Source organism: Mesorhizobium sp. B2-9-1 (assembly GCF_006439455.1).
Taxonomy (GTDB): Bacteria; Pseudomonadota; Alphaproteobacteria; order Rhizobiales; family Rhizobiaceae; genus Mesorhizobium.
Map to the genome: position 1 here is coordinate 159,049 of NZ_VFTP01000002.1, position 13,680 is coordinate 172,728.

Annotated in this window: 12 protein-coding genes; 5 read left to right on the plus strand and 7 right to left on the minus strand. The window is 64.0% G+C overall.

Features of this window, described 5'->3' with window-relative positions; translation table 11 throughout:
- Positions 1-30: 30 nt before the first annotated feature.
- Positions 31-519 carry a DNA starvation/stationary phase protection protein Dps gene (dps, locus tag FJW05_RS04975; protein ID WP_140628686.1) on the minus strand — a complete coding sequence of 163 codons (489 nt, stop codon included), beginning with the start codon at positions 517-519 and terminating at the stop codon, positions 31-33.
- 225 nt (positions 520-744) lie between these two features.
- On the opposite strand from dps, the gene FJW05_RS04980 reads away from it, so the two are divergent.
- A complete protein-coding gene (locus FJW05_RS04980) occupies positions 745-1,575 on the plus strand; it encodes a PhzF family phenazine biosynthesis protein (protein ID WP_140628689.1) in 831 nt (276 codons plus the stop codon).
- Positions 1,576-1,667: 92 nt separating this feature from the next.
- On the opposite strand, the gene FJW05_RS04985 is transcribed toward FJW05_RS04980, so the two are convergent.
- Positions 1,668-2,588, minus strand: coding sequence for a LysR family transcriptional regulator (locus FJW05_RS04985; protein WP_140628692.1), 921 nt, complete (start codon positions 2,586-2,588; stop codon positions 1,668-1,670).
- A 132-nt stretch (positions 2,589-2,720) separates the two neighbouring features.
- On the opposite strand from FJW05_RS04985, the gene FJW05_RS04990 reads away from it, so the two are divergent.
- From FJW05_RS04990 to FJW05_RS05005, 4 genes are all read left to right on the plus strand, one after another.
- Positions 2,721-3,947: a urate hydroxylase PuuD gene (locus tag FJW05_RS04990; RefSeq protein ID WP_140628695.1), complete on the plus strand. Its 1,227-nt coding sequence runs from the start codon at positions 2,721-2,723 to the stop codon at positions 3,945-3,947.
- Between the two features lie 2 nt (positions 3,948-3,949).
- On the plus strand, positions 3,950-5,263 hold the full coding sequence (gene guaD, locus FJW05_RS04995) for a guanine deaminase (RefSeq protein ID WP_140628698.1): 1,314 nt from the start codon (positions 3,950-3,952) through the stop codon (positions 5,261-5,263).
- Between the two features lie 79 nt (positions 5,264-5,342).
- Complete coding sequence (locus FJW05_RS05000) at positions 5,343-5,846, plus strand: heme-degrading domain-containing protein (RefSeq protein WP_140628701.1); 504 nt, start codon at positions 5,343-5,345, stop codon at positions 5,844-5,846.
- The gene (locus FJW05_RS05005) at positions 5,843-7,102 is read left to right on the plus strand and encodes a glycerate kinase (RefSeq protein WP_140628704.1); all 1,260 of its coding nucleotides are present in this window, start codon (positions 5,843-5,845) and stop codon (positions 7,100-7,102) included. The genes FJW05_RS05000 and FJW05_RS05005 overlap by 4 nt, the downstream gene beginning before the upstream one ends.
- A 279-nt stretch (positions 7,103-7,381) precedes the next feature.
- Here FJW05_RS05005 and FJW05_RS05010 read toward each other — a convergent pair whose 3' ends face one another.
- From FJW05_RS05010 to FJW05_RS05030, 5 genes are all read right to left on the minus strand, one after another.
- The gene (locus tag FJW05_RS05010) at positions 7,382-8,125 is read right to left on the minus strand and encodes a UdgX family uracil-DNA binding protein (protein WP_281405764.1); all 744 of its coding nucleotides are present in this window, start codon (positions 8,123-8,125) and stop codon (positions 7,382-7,384) included.
- A gap of 78 nt (positions 8,126-8,203) precedes the next feature.
- A complete protein-coding gene (locus FJW05_RS05015; RefSeq protein ID WP_140628711.1) occupies positions 8,204-9,610 on the minus strand; it encodes a glutamine synthetase family protein in 1,407 nt (468 codons plus the stop codon).
- Positions 9,611-9,621: 11 nt separating this feature from the next.
- Complete coding sequence (locus FJW05_RS05020; RefSeq protein ID WP_140628714.1) at positions 9,622-10,998, minus strand: aspartate aminotransferase family protein; 1,377 nt, start codon at positions 10,996-10,998, stop codon at positions 9,622-9,624.
- Positions 10,999-11,129: 131 nt separating this feature from the next.
- A complete protein-coding gene (locus tag FJW05_RS05025; protein WP_140628718.1) occupies positions 11,130-12,104 on the minus strand; it encodes a WD40 repeat domain-containing protein in 975 nt (324 codons plus the stop codon).
- Positions 12,105-12,378: 274 nt separating this feature from the next.
- Positions 12,379-13,410, minus strand: coding sequence for a GTP-binding protein (locus FJW05_RS05030; protein WP_140628721.1), 1,032 nt, complete (start codon positions 13,408-13,410; stop codon positions 12,379-12,381).
- Positions 13,411-13,680 lie beyond the last annotated feature (270 nt).

Consider the following 13,680-nt stretch of genomic DNA (forward strand, 5'->3'; position numbering starts at 1 on the left):
GCCATGTTGTGAAAGCCGGGAAGCGTCTGGCTATTCCTTTTCCTGGGTGTGCGCCTCGAGGAACCACAGCAATTTGTCGAGCGAGCGCGAATAGGCGGTAAAGATGTCCGCCGTATCGCGATCACCGGCGTCGTCGGCCTCGTCGATTGCTTCGCGGGTCAGCTTGGCGGCCGTGGCATAGCGGTCGATCAGCGCCGCCAGATGATCCTTGGTTTTGTGGATGTCGGTCGGATAAGGCCTCAGCTTGGTCGCTTTCGACACCTCCTGCGAGGTGCCATGCGCGGTGCCGCCGAGCTGCACGGCGCGCTCGGCGATAATGTCGACATGGCCGTCGATCTCCTCGCGGAATTCGTCCAGCATCTCGTGGATGGCGATGAATTGCGGGCCCTTGACGTTCCAATGAGCCTGCTTGGTGATCAGCGCCAGGTCGATGGCGTCGGCAAGCCTGGCGTTGAGCAGATCGATCGATTCCTTCTTGGCATCGGATTTGAGGTCGTTCTTGGTGACGATGGCGTCCATGGTCGGCTCCTGTCCCGCTGCGTCGCTTGGTGAAAGCTGAAGGCGGCCCGAGCGACCGCCAATCGTCAGAACGGCGATGACCAGAATTTCGTTCCGCGTTGGATCGAGGGACACCATCCCCGATTGCAGGTGTGAGTGGCGCTCACCGCTGCTTGCTGCTTTCCTCATTTCCCAAAGCGGCGCGAAACGTGTTTGTTGCGCCTCACGGACAACGGGGTCAGGAACATGGACATATTGAAGATCGCCGCATTTTCGGACGGGAACACCGGCGGCAATCCCGCCGGCGTGGTGATTGGCGAGATGCTGCCCGACGTCGCCGACATGCAGCGTGTCGCGGCAGAAGTTGCCTTCTCGGAAACCGCCTTCGCGGCGCCCGAAGGCGGCGGCTGGCGCGTGCGCTATTTTTCGCCGGAGTCGGAAGTGCCGTTCTGCGGCCATGCCACCATCGCGCTCGGCGCGGCGCTGGTCGGAAAGTTCGGCGACGGCATCTTCAGGCTGACCCTCAATCAGGCAGACATCACCGTCGAAGGCTTTCGCGATGGCGCCAACTTTGCCGCCGCCCTGCAGTCGCCGCCGACGCGCAGCAGGCCTGCGTCGGCCGAACTGGTTGGCGAAGCGCTCGCTCTGTTTGGTTATAAGCGGGGCGATCTCGACCCTGCCATTCCGCCAGCGCTCATCCATGGCGGCGCCGATCATCTCGTGCTGGCGCTGAAGTCGCGCCAGGCGCTGGCCGCCATGTCCTATGATCTCAAGAAAGGCCAGTCTTTCATGCGGCGCGAAGGCTTGGTCACCATCCTGCTCGCCTATGCCGAAACGCCGCGGCTCTTTCACATGCGCAATCCCTTTGCGTCCGGCGGCGTCTACGAGGACCCGGCGACGGGTGCCGCGACCGCTGCCTTTGCCGGCTATCTGCGCGATCTCGGCTGGCCGCATGGCGGCGCGATCGACATCGTCCAGGGCGAGGATATGGGCATGCGTTCGCGCCTTCACGCCGACATTCCGCCCGCGCCGGGCAGCTCGATCGGGGTGTCCGGAACGGCCAGGCTAATGGACTGATCTGAAGCAATTTCGGGAAAAGCGTGCTTCGGTTAGGCCGGGCGTCTCGCCGTAGCCTTCCGTCCGGAATCGCGACGCAGCTCTACCGGTCGTTACTTCCCAGCCAGGAGGTCCTTGATCAGCCGCTGGCAGCGCTCGGCCATGAAGTCGAGCAGCAGCCGCACCTTCGGATCCTGCAGCTTCTTGTGCGGATAGACGGCGGCGAATTGCACCGGCGTCGGCGGCGCCTGGGGCAGGATCACCTTCAAACGCCGGTCGCGGATGAACGGCTCGACCTCGAAACGCGGCTTGTTGATGATGCCGCGCCCCGACAGCGCCCAGCCGGTCAGAACGTCGCCGTCGTCGGTGTCATAGGGACCGTGCACCTCGAATTTCTGCGGTCCGTTCGGCATCTGCAGCGTCCAGACATATTCGCGCGCGCCGGCATAGCGCAGCATCAGGCAGTCGTGCTTCTTGCCGATCAGCTCCTGCGCCTCGGCCGGCTCGCCGCGCGCTTCCAGATATTTCGGCGCCGCCACCAGCACGCGCTCGCATTCCATGATGCCGCGCATCCTGAGGCTCGAATCCTCGATGATGCCGAGCCGGAAGGCGACGTCGATGCCTTCCTTCATGATATCGACATTGTGGTCGGAAAGCCGAAGCCGCACCTCGATATCGGGATATTTGTCGTGGAAGTCCGGAATGCCTGACGCGATCAGCCTCCGGCCGAGGCCGAGCGGCGCCGTAACCCTGATGGTCCCGCGTGGCTGGCCGGAGAGCGCGGCGACCGCCGCTTCCGCCTCGGTGATCGCGTCCAGCACCTGCTTGGCGCCGGTGTAGAACACGGTGCCATGCTCGGTCGGCATCAACTGCCTTGTCGTACGGTTGAACAGCCGCACCCCAAGATGCTTCTCCAACTCCTTGATCCGGTTCGAGGCGACCGCCGGCGAAATGCGCATGTCGCGCCCCGCCGCCGACAGATTGCCGAGCTCGACGACGCGAACGAAGACAGCGATGTTGTCTAGATAGGCCATGTGTGGCTCTCAAAAGGCTGAGCGGGGCAACCCTAGTATTTTCCATTTTTTTTTGAAAGTCATCGCGCACCTCGCCTCTTTTCGTTTGCGCGCCAGACCGTAAAGTCGCTCTCATCGGCAGGGACGAGTGCAATGATGGATTTCGCGATTTTCTGGGACTGGCTGAGCTTCGCGGTCCGCTGGCTGCATGTCATCACCGGCATCGCCTGGATCGGCTCGTCCTTTTATTTCGTCGCCCTCGACCTTGGCCTGCGCCAGCGGCCCGGCCTGCCCGCCGGCGCCTTCGGTGAGGAGTGGCAGGTGCATGGCGGCGGCTTCTACCACATCCAGAAATATCTGGTTGCGCCGGCCGAAATGCCGGAGCACCTCACCTGGTTCAAATGGGAATCCTACGCCACCTGGCTGTCGGGCTTCGCCATGCTCTGCGTGGTCTATTATGCCGGCGCCGATCTCTTCCTGATCGATCCCAACGTGCTCAACATCTCGGTGCCGGTCGGCATCCTCTTGTCGCTGGCCACCATCGGCGTCGGCTGGATCGTCTACGACCTGCTCTGCCGCTCGCCGCTGGGCAAAAGCGACACCGGGCTGATGCTGGTGCTTTATTGCGTGCTGGTGTCCATCGCCTGGGGGCTGACGCATCTTTTCACCGGCCGCGCCGCCTTCCTGCATCTTGGCGCCATCACCGCCACCATCATGTCGGCCAATGTCTTCATGGTCATCATCCCCAACCAGAAGATCGTCGTCGCCGACCTGATCGCCGGCCGCAAGCCGGACCCGAAATACGGCAAGATCGCCAAGCAGCGCTCGCTGCACAACAACTACTTGACCTTGCCGGTCCTGTTCCTGATGCTGTCGAACCACTACCCGCTGGCTTTCGGCACTGAGTTCAACTGGGTCATCGCTTCGCTGGTCTTCATCATCGGCGTTCTGATCCGGCACTATTTCAACACCGTGCATGCAAGGAAGGGCAACCCTACCTGGACATGGTTGGGCGCGGCCGTTCTGTTCATGATCATCATCTGGCTGTCGACCGTGCCAAAGGTGCTGACCGGCGAGCCCAAGATCTCCGCCGCATCCGCCGCCGCGCAGGTCTACATCGCCTCGGCGCATTTCCCGGCCGTGCGCGATACCGTGCTTGGCCGCTGCTCGATGTGCCATACGGAGGCGCCGGTCTATGAAGGCATCTACCATGCGCCGAAGGGGGTGCTGCTCGACACCGACGAGCGCATCGCCGAGCATGCTCGCGAGATCTACATCCAGGCCGGCCGGGCGCATGCCATGCCGCCCGCCAATGTCAGCCAGATAACCGACCAGGAACGGGCCCTTCTGGTCGCCTGGTTCGAAGGGGCCGGAAAATAAGCATGACATCGAAATTCCTGCGCGGCCGCACGCTCTCCTTCCTGCGCTGGCCCGAATCGGTCGACGATTATTCCGCCTGGCGCTACGAGGAGGATGGCGGTCTGCTGATCGAGAACGGCAGGATCGTCGCCGCCGGTTCCTATGCCGAAGTCGCGAAGAAGGCCGGCGCCGGTGTCGAGACGGTTGACCATCGTCCGCATCTCATCTTGCCCGGCTTCATCGACGCGCATGTGCATTTTCCGCAGATGCAGATCATCGCGTCTTACGGTGCGGAACTGCTGGACTGGCTGAACAAATACACTTTTCCGGAAGAGGCGAAGTTCCAGAACGCGCAGCATGGCCGCCGCATCGCGCGGCTGTTTCTCGACGAGATGCTGCGCCATGGCACGACGACGGTCGCGGCCTATTGCTCCGTGCACAGATCGTCGGCGGAAGCCTTCTTTGCCGAGTCGCATGAACGCAACATGCTCAACATCGCCGGCAAGGTGATGATGGACCGCAATGCGCCCGACGGCGTGCTCGACACGCCGCAAACCGGCTATGACGATACCAAGGCGCTGATCTCCGAATGGCACGGCAAGGGCCGCCAACTCTATGCCATCACGCCGCGCTTCGCCATCACCTCCTCGCCCGAGCAGATGGAGATGGCCGGTGCACTCTGCCGCGAATATCCCGATCTCCACATGCAGACGCATCTGTCGGAAAACCACGCCGAGATCGCCTTCACCCAGGAGCTCTACCCTTGGTCGCGCGACTATACCGACGTTTACGAACATTATGGCTTGCTCGGCAAAAAGGGCCTGTTCGGCCATTGCATCCACCTCTCGGAACGCGAGGCGGACGCGCTGTCGCAATCGGGTTCGGTGGCGGTGTTCTGCCCGACCTCCAATCTCTTCCTGGGCTCCGGCCTGTTCGACTATCAGCGCTATCGCCGGCGCGAGAAGCCGCTCAGGATAGCGGCGGCCACCGATGTCGGCGGCGGCACCAACTATTCGATGCTGCGCACCATGGATGAAGGCTACAAGGTGATCGCGCTGAACGGCGAGAAGCTCAATCCGTTCCAGTCCTTCTGGCAATTGACGCGCGGCAATGCCGAAGCGCTGTCGGTGGCCGACAGGGTCGGCACGCTGGACGAAGGCACCGATGCCGACATCGTCGTGCTCGATGCTCATGCCACACCGGGCATGCGGCTCAGGATGGAGACCGTGGAGACGCTGGCGGAAGAGCTCTTTCTGCTGCAGACGCTGGGCGACGATCGCGCCGTGCGCGAGGTCTATGTGGCGGGCCGGCCGGCGAAGAGTGGCATTGTGGCATAACGCCATTCCATGCCCTCCGCGCTTGACCCGGCGTCAGCCATCGGCCAAAGCGAGCGTCGACATTTGACAGGGGAACGCCATGGCCATCGCCGACGACATCGCTCTGATCAAGAAACAGGAAGCCACGCTGGTCTTTCCGGCCTTCGATGAGGCTGTCGCCTTCAAGATCGGTTCAGCCATCAGGGACCGGGCGCTGAAGGAAGATCTTCCGATCATCGTCGACATCAGGACTTTCGATCGGCCGCTCTTCTATGCCGCCATGCCGGGTTCGAACGCGTCAAATCCCGATTGGGCGCGACGCAAGATCAATGTCGTAAGGCGCTATCTCAGAAGCACCTATCGCCTGGTGCTGGAGCAGCAGCGCCCGGACCGCACTTTCAAGGTCGGCGAAGCGCTCGACATTGCCGATTATGTGCTCGCCGGCGGCGGCTTTCCGCTCACGGTGAAAGGCGCCGGCGTCATCGGTGTCATCGCCGTCTCGGGCCTGCCCGAGCGCGAGGATCATGGCGTCGTGGTCGACGCGCTTTGCGCGCATCTTGGCATCGATGCGAGCGGGCTCGCGCTGCCGCCGGAAGAAAAATGACCGACCCGAAAAGCTTCCTCACCTCGATCTTCAACGCCGCCGTCGCCGCCGCCGATCCGGAAAAGACGATCTGCAATCATTTGCCGGCAAAGCCGAAGGGCCGCACCATCGTCATCGGCGCTGGCAAGGGGTCGGCGCAGATGGCCGCCGCCTTCGAGAAGGTCTGGGACGGACCGATCGACGGCCTTGTCGTCACCCGCTACGGCTATGGCGCCAGATGCGAGCGTATCGAGATCATCGAGGCGGCGCACCCGGTGCCGGATGCCGCTGGCCTCGAGGCGTCGCGCCGCTTGCTGGAGAAGGTGCGGGGCCTGACCGCTGACGATCTTGTGGTAGCGCTGATTTCCGGCGGCGGTTCGGCATTGCTGCCGTCGCCGGCTCCCGGGCTGACGCTTGCCGATGAGATCGTCGTCAACGAAGCGCTGCTTGCCTCCGGCGCGCCGATCGCGGCGATGAACACCATCCGCAAGCATGTCTCGACGATCAAGGGCGGGCGCCTGGCCGCCGCTGCCTATCCTGCGAGGGTGGTGTCGCTGGTCGTCTCCGATATCCCCGGCGACAATCCGGCACTGGTTGCCTCGGGACCTACCGTTCCCGACACCGGCAGCCGCGCGGATGCGCTGGCCTCGATCGCCGCCTATGGCATGAAGCTGCCGGCCTCGGTCATGGCGCATATCCAGTCGCCGGCCGCCGACGCGCCGCGCCCCGATGATCCGCGCTTCGCCGGCAATGAAGTGCACCTGACCGCCTCTGCCGGCGTCTCTCTCGAAGCCGCCGCCGCCGAAGCGAAGCGGCAAGGCATCGAGGCCGTCATCCTGTCGGACGCCATCGAGGGCGAGGCGCGCGAGGTCGGCGGCGTCCATGCCGCGATCGCACGCGAAGTGGCGACGCGCAACCGCCCCTTCGCCAAGCCGGTGCTGATCCTCTCCGGCGGCGAGACCACGGTGACGTTGCGGGCGAAGGGCAAGGGCGGCCGCAATTCCGAATTCCTGCTCGCTTTCGCCATTGGCATCGACGGCATGAACGGCATCGATGCCTTGGCCGCCGACACCGACGGGATCGACGGCTCGGAGAACAATGCCGGCGCCTTCGCCGACGGCTCGACCGTGGCGCGCATGCGCGCGGCAGGCGTCGATGCCAAGACGATGCTCGCCGGCAACAATGCCTGGACGGCCTTCAACGCGGTCGGGGATCTGTTCGTGCCTGGTCCGACGGGGACGAATGTGAATGATCTGAGGGCAATTCTCGTTAGGTAGCGCGATAAGCGCTGACGTCGTCATTCCAGGGCGAAGCAGGAGCGAAGCTCCGTCGCGAAGACCCTGGAATCCATTCCGTGACCTGAGCCGTAGGATGCAGCGGAGCAGAACTCTGCACCGTTGCGACGCTCGTATGTCACGGAATGGATCCTCGGGTCTGCGCGCGTCGCTTCGCTCCTTGCTCCGCCCGTGGATGACGACGCGACGAGCGTTTCCGCCAATCTCCTAAGTCGCAGGATACGTGCGTCTACGCGAGGCTCGTTCGGGCGCCTAAATTGATCACGCCCTCATCAGCCCCTTCACCTTCCGCATATCCTGCAAAAACCGGTCCCTCTCCGCCTCCTTGTCCTCATGATCGCGGATGCGCAGGATGAAGGACGGGTGGACGGTCACAAACACGCGCAAGCCATCCTCGCGCTCGATCACATCGCCGCGCATCTTGGTGATCGGCACCGCCTTGCCGAGCAGCGACTGCGCCGCCGTCGCGCCGAGCGCCACCACGAGGTTCGGCTTGACGAGGTCGAGCTCCTTGTCCAGCCACCAGCGGCAGGCCTGGATTTCGCCGGCATTGGGCTTGGAATGGATGCGCCTCTTGCCGCGCGGCTCGAATTTGAAGTGTTTGACCGCATTGGTCACATAGACCTTGCGGCGATCGATTTCGGCGTCGTCCAGGATGCTGTCGAATATTCTGCCGGCCGGGCCGACAAATGGTTTGCCGGCCAGATCCTCCTGATCGCCTGGCTGTTCGCCGACGAAGACCACGTCCGCGCTTTCCGGTCCTTCGCCGAACACGGTCTGCGTTGCGTCATGCCAAAGCGGGCAGCGGCGGCAGCCTTTCGCCTCTTCGCGCAACTCCGGAATATCTTCGGCTTCAGGCGCCACCACATCGGCCGGCTCGGGCGTCGGCCAATGCTTGGCCTTCACCTTGGCATGGCGCGGTACTGGGGTGGTTGGCATCCGGTCGATCATCTCTGACGCGGCTCTGTCTGCTCCTGCTATCAAATCTGGAATGAGCGAGGCCACGGGAAGGTTCCGCCAATATTTCTTCGGCGTCTCCTGTCGTCGGCAAAACGTGATCGCCGCGCCTGTCGGGTCCTGTGCTCAAACCTCATGCAGATAGAGATGATAGTCCAGCTCACTGACGGTCCGCGCAACGCGCAGATATTCCGCCTGCTTGATCGCCACGAAGGTTCTGTGCAGGTCGGGGCCGAGCGCCGACCTCAGGAAATCGGAGCCTCTGGCCGCCTCGATTGCAGCGCGCCAGTCGGCCGGCATGGTCGATTTCTCCGTTGCCTGTTCATAGCCGTTCCCGGTCGTCTCGAGACCAGGGTCCAGACCCTCGTCCAGCCCCTTGACGATGCCGGCCAGCACCGTTGCGGCGACCAGGTACGGATTCGCGTCGACGCCCGACGGCCGGTGCTCGATGCGGCGGTTCCTGGCGTCGCCCGCCGGCACGCGCAGCGCCACCGAGCGATTGTTGACGCCCCAACTGGGCGCCACGGGGGCATAGGATTGTGAGACGAAGCGGCGCCATGAATTGGCGTGCGGCGCAAACACCAGCATGGATTCCGCCATGGTGTGGATGAGGCCGCCAAGCGCGTTGAGCAGGCTTAGCGACCATTTCTCGCCGGCTGCCTCGGTGAAGACGTTGCGGCCGCCATCGTCCTGCAGCGAGACATGGAAATGCATGCCCGATCCGGCATAGGCCTCGATGGGCTTGGCCATGAAGCAGGCGGTGACGCCGTACCGGCGCGCCTGCGCCCGCACCAGCCGCTTCAGCATGACGAGATCGTCGGCCGCCCGCATCACGTCCTTGCGGTAGTTGAGCGTCAGTTCGTACTGGCCGGGCGCGTATTCGGAGATCACCGTCTCGGCTGGAATACCTTGCGCCCTCGCGGCTGCGTAGATGTCGGAAAACAGCGGCTCCATGCCATGCAGATGGTCGACCGAATAGACCTCGGTCTTGGCCGAGCGGCGGCCGTCGAGCACCGCGCGGGCGGCTTGCACCTTGCCGTCCGCGTCGCGCTCATTGGACAGCAGGAAGAACTCGAGCTCGAAGGCGCCGGCCGGATGCAGGCCGCGCGCCGCCAGCAATTCCACCTGCCTTGCCAGCACCAGCCGCGGGTCGGAGGTCATCGGCTGGCCGTCGAGGTGGTGCATCGACATCAGCACCTGGCCGCGCGGCGGGTTGGTGCCGAAGAGCGGCACAAGCGTGCCGGGGATCGGCCATGCCCTGAGGTCGCCGTCGCCGGTGTCCCACACCAATCCGGTCTCGTGCACATCCTCGCCGGTGATGTCGAGGCCGAGGATCGAGATCGGCAGATGCCGGCCGTTCTCGAAAATGCCCATCAGCTCGTGCCGGCGCACGATCTTGCCGCGGCCGATGCCGTTGGCGTCGGTGAGCACGATGTCGAACGCCTCGATCTCAGGATGCGCGTCGAGAAACGCCTTCGCCTCGGCGGGCGTCGAGCCGGAAGGAGAGGTGGTAGCGGCGTTCAGATTGTCCATCGCCGCTTGTCTCACGCCGCAAGCTTGCCCGCAACCGCGGCGAAGGCGGCGATCAGTCGGCTCACTTGCGCCGAAGTCGTTGCCGGCGAAATCAGCATCATGTTGTGGAACGGCGCGATCAGCACGCCGCGATTGACCAGCGCGACATGGATGGCGGCTTCGAGCTCCGGCGCATGCGCCTTCTCGGCCTCGCCGCCGTTTTGCAGCGGTCCGGGCGCGCAGATAAACTCGACGCGGGCGCCGACCCGCGCGACATGCCAGGGCAGCTTGTTTCGCTGGACGACGGCGGAGAGCCCCGCATCGAGGCGGCGCGCCAGCCGGTCCATATGGGCGTAGGCCGCCTCGGTCATCACCTCTTCGAGAGTCGCGCGCATTGCCGCGAATTGCAGCGGATTGGCCGACAGCGTGGTGCCCATGCCGGAATAGCCGGGCTCCTTCACCCGGTTGTAGGCGCCGTAGCGCGTGGCGACCTCCTCGCTCATGCCCCAGATGCTCGCCGGCACGCCGCCCGCCACCGGCTTGCCGAGCACGAACAGGTCCGGCTCCAGCCGGTGCTTGCGCGTATAGCCGCCCGGGCCGGTCGAAATCGTGTGCGTCTCGTCGATAAGCAGCAGTGTGCCGGCCGCGCGGGTCAGGCGCCGCAGCGCGTCGTGGAAACCGGGTTCCGGCAGCACCATGCAGGAATTGGTCAGTACCGGCTCGGTGATGACGCAGGCGACATCGCGATCGGCAAGTGCTGCTTCCAAGGCGGCAACATCGTTGAATTCGACGATCTTCGTTGTCCGCGTCAGGTCGCGGAATTCGCCGGCCAATCCAGGCCGGTTCACCGGCTTGCCGTCGATCAGCCGCACCATCGTCTCGTCGACCGAGCCGTGATAGCAGCCGTTGAAGACCAGGATCTTCTCGCGCCCGGTCACCGCGCGGGCGACGCGCAGCACAAAGCGGTTGGCGTCGGTGGCGGTGGTGGCGATCTGCCAGTAGGGTAGACCGAAGCGCTGCTGAAGGAGTGGGCCGATCGCCAGCGCATCCTCGCTTGGCAGCATATAGGTCAGCCCGCGTCCGGATTGGCGGCGGATCGCACGGGCGACCGCCGGCGGCGAATGGCCGAGCATCGAACCAGTATCGCCGAGGCAGAAATCGTCGAGCCTATTGCCGTCGATGTCGGTGATGGTAGCGCCCTTGGCGCCGTCGACCAGGATCGGGAACGGCGTCGGCCAGTCGCTCATCCAGTGCATCGGCACCCCGCCGAGGAAACCGGCAATGCCGTTGCCGAGCTTCGCCTCGGATTTCGGCCGCGCCTTGCGGAACGCGGCCGCCTCCGTCTCGCGCAATTCGGCGATGCGGGCGACGTCGATGCCGCCGATGGAAGTCCGGTCGATTGAATGCATGAAGTCCCCCTCAGGCAGTAGGCAGTAGGCAGTAGGCAGTAGGCAGTAGGCAGTAGGCAGTAGGCAGTAGGCAGTAGGCAGTAGGCAGTAGATGCCGTCGTCCCTAAGCCCTACTGCCTATTCCCCACTGCCTACGCAGTGATATCGATCACGCCGCAGTCGCCGGCGGCGCTGCCGAAGACGATGCGGCGTTCTTCCTTGTCCCACATCATCGACGTGATGGCGCCCTTGCCGGGGCGGCGCAGCAGCACTTCCTTGGCGTCGGCGAAGCGCGCCGCGATCACCATGCCGTCCTCATAGCCGATGGCCGTGACCTCCTGGCTTGGATGGCAAGCGACGCAGGTCACCATCGTGTTGCCGCGCGTGCCGAGCTCCAGCGGCGCCTTGCCCATCGGTCCGTCTTTGCTGGCGAACGGCCACACGATCGCCGCCGGCGCGCCGGAGCTCGCCAGCCATTTGCCCTTGACGCTCCAGGACAGGCTCTTGACCTTGCCGGGATAGCCGCTCATGCGCATGTGCTTGCCGTCGGCGAGCTTCCAGCCATGCAGCGCGTTCTCCTGCATGGTGGTGACCAGAAAGGCGCCGTCCGGTGAAAAGGTGATGCCGGTATGGGCGCCTGCCCATTCGAGCTCCACCGGCTTGCCCTCGGCGGCCGGGAAATGCAGCGTCGCGCCATTGTAGCGGGCGATGCCGAAACGCATGCCCTTGGGCGAGAAGGCCAGCCCCTCCACCGAACGCGGATGGGCAAATTCTTTGATCTTGCCGTCGGCGAAACGCACGAAGGCGGTCTTGCCCGAGGCATAGGCGATCGCACCCTGCGGTCCGGCGCTGACGCTGGTGATCCACTTTTTGCCGGCGCTGGCCAGCTCGTTCACCTCGCCGTCGGCCTTCACGGCAAACACCTTGCCGTCCTCGCCGCCGGTGATCAGCCGGTCGTTGGCCGCGTCATGGAAGGCGGCAAGCAGGCCGTCATTGGCCCGCACGGTCTTGTGCCCGTTATCCAACCGGTGGATTGAACCGTCAGCGAGTGCGAAATGCGGCACGTCGTTCAGGAAGACGGCGGCGACGCAATGGCCTTCGAGATCAAGCGGGGCGACTGTGGGCATGAGGACTTAATCCATTTGAGATTCCTGCCCTTCCCATAAGCGGTTGGGCTAAGGGCCTCAACCCGCTTCGAATTGCGATAAAGGAAGGGCGCCGGCATTGCGACTTTCCCTTCTCCCCTTGTGGGAGAAGGTGGCCGAGCGAAGCTCGGTCGGATGAGGGGTGTTCCAGGGAAAGCCAGCGTCTCGCTCCGCTGGAACACCCCTCATCCGTCTCGGCGCTGCGCGCCGATCCACCTTCTCCCACAAGGGTGGAGGAAGGAAGAAGGCGCGGAAATCAAGCCGCTTGGCAGGCTTCAAAACTCTTCCTGAGCCGATCGGCGTCGAGATCGCGGCCGATGAAGACCAGCCGGCTTTCGTGTTTTTCGCCATCCTTCCAGGCGCGCTGGTGGTCGCCTTCGAGGATCATGTGCACGCCCTGCAGCACATAGCGATCCTCGTCGCCCTTCAGCGCGATGATGCCCTTCAGCCGCAGGATGTTCGGTCCTTCCATCTGGGTCACCTTCTCGATCCAGGGGAAGAATTTCTTGGGATCCATCTCGCCGCCGCGCAGCGACACCGACTTCACCGTCACGTCATGGATGTCGGAAGCATGGTCGTGATGGTGATGATCGTGACCGTCGTGATCATGATCATGATCACGATCATGGTCGTGCGCGTCGAGGAAATGCGGATCGTTCTCCAACGCCCGCGACAGGTCGAAGGCGCCGCGGTCGAGCACTTCGTCAAGCGCCACGCCGGAACGCTGCGTGCGATGGATCCTGGCCGCCGGATTGATGGCGCGGATCGTCGCCTCGACCTTTTCAAGCTCATCAGGCGTGACGAGGTCGGTCTTGTTCAGCACTACCACGTCGGCGAAGGCGATCTGGTCCTCGGCTTCCTTGGAATCTTTCAGGCGCAGCGGCAGGTGCTTGGCGTCGACCAGCGCCACCACCGCATCGAGCTTGGTCTTGGTGCGCACGTCGTCGTCCATGAAGAAGGTCTGCGCCACCGGCACCGGGTCGGCGAGGCCGGTGGTCTCGACGACGATGGCGTCGAAGCGGCCCGGGCGTTTCATCAGGCCTTCGACGACGCGGATCAGGTCGCCGCGCACCGTGCAGCAGACACAGCCATTGTTCATCTCGTAGATTTCCTCGTCGGATTCGACGATCAGGTCGTTGTCGATGCCTATCTCGCCGAATTCGTTGACGATGACGGCGTAACGCTTGCCGTGGCTCTCCGACAGGATGCGGTTGAGCAGTGTCGTCTTGCCCGCGCCGAGATAGCCGGTGAGAACGGTTACGGGGATTTGCGTCTGTGCATCGCTCATGGATTGCCTCGAAAATCTGGGATTGTCGGCCTGATATAGGATGGGTGTCGCGCTTTTGCACGCGCCAAACCGATGGGCCAGGCCGGTCCTCCAAGCGAAACGGCGCCAAGCACGGGTCGGCGGCGGCCGAGGCAGGCCCGACGGAGAAGCCGCAGGAGCGCCCAAGGGCCTTCGCCAGCGTCCGCTGTGAATCTCGCCGGTGCAAAAGTCGTTTGTCATCTAACTGAAATAAACATCTGGCATCACCTGCGCGGGCACCGCAATGCTTGC

Excerpts from the sequence above, each read along its gene's own strand:
- dps (WP_140628686.1), bottom strand. The coding sequence starts at position 519 with ATGGACGCCATCGTCACCAAGAACGACCTCAAATCCGATGCCAAGAAG.
- FJW05_RS04980 (WP_140628689.1), top strand. The coding sequence starts at position 745 with ATGGACATATTGAAGATCGCCGCATTTTCGGACGGGAACACCGGCGGC.
- FJW05_RS04985 (WP_140628692.1), bottom strand. The coding sequence starts at position 2,588 with ATGGCCTATCTAGACAACATCGCTGTCTTCGTTCGCGTCGTCGAGCTC.
- FJW05_RS04990 (WP_140628695.1), top strand. The coding sequence starts at position 2,721 with ATGATGGATTTCGCGATTTTCTGGGACTGGCTGAGCTTCGCGGTCCGC.
- guaD (WP_140628698.1), top strand. The coding sequence starts at position 3,950 with ATGACATCGAAATTCCTGCGCGGCCGCACGCTCTCCTTCCTGCGCTGG.
- FJW05_RS05000 (WP_140628701.1), top strand. The coding sequence starts at position 5,343 with ATGGCCATCGCCGACGACATCGCTCTGATCAAGAAACAGGAAGCCACG.
- FJW05_RS05005 (WP_140628704.1), top strand. The coding sequence starts at position 5,843 with ATGACCGACCCGAAAAGCTTCCTCACCTCGATCTTCAACGCCGCCGTC.
- FJW05_RS05015 (WP_140628711.1), bottom strand. The coding sequence starts at position 9,610 with ATGGACAATCTGAACGCCGCTACCACCTCTCCTTCCGGCTCGACGCCC.
- FJW05_RS05020 (WP_140628714.1), bottom strand. The coding sequence starts at position 10,998 with ATGCATTCAATCGACCGGACTTCCATCGGCGGCATCGACGTCGCCCGC.
- FJW05_RS05025 (WP_140628718.1), bottom strand. The coding sequence starts at position 12,104 with ATGCCCACAGTCGCCCCGCTTGATCTCGAAGGCCATTGCGTCGCCGCC.
- FJW05_RS05030 (WP_140628721.1), bottom strand. The coding sequence starts at position 13,410 with ATGAGCGATGCACAGACGCAAATCCCCGTAACCGTTCTCACCGGCTAT.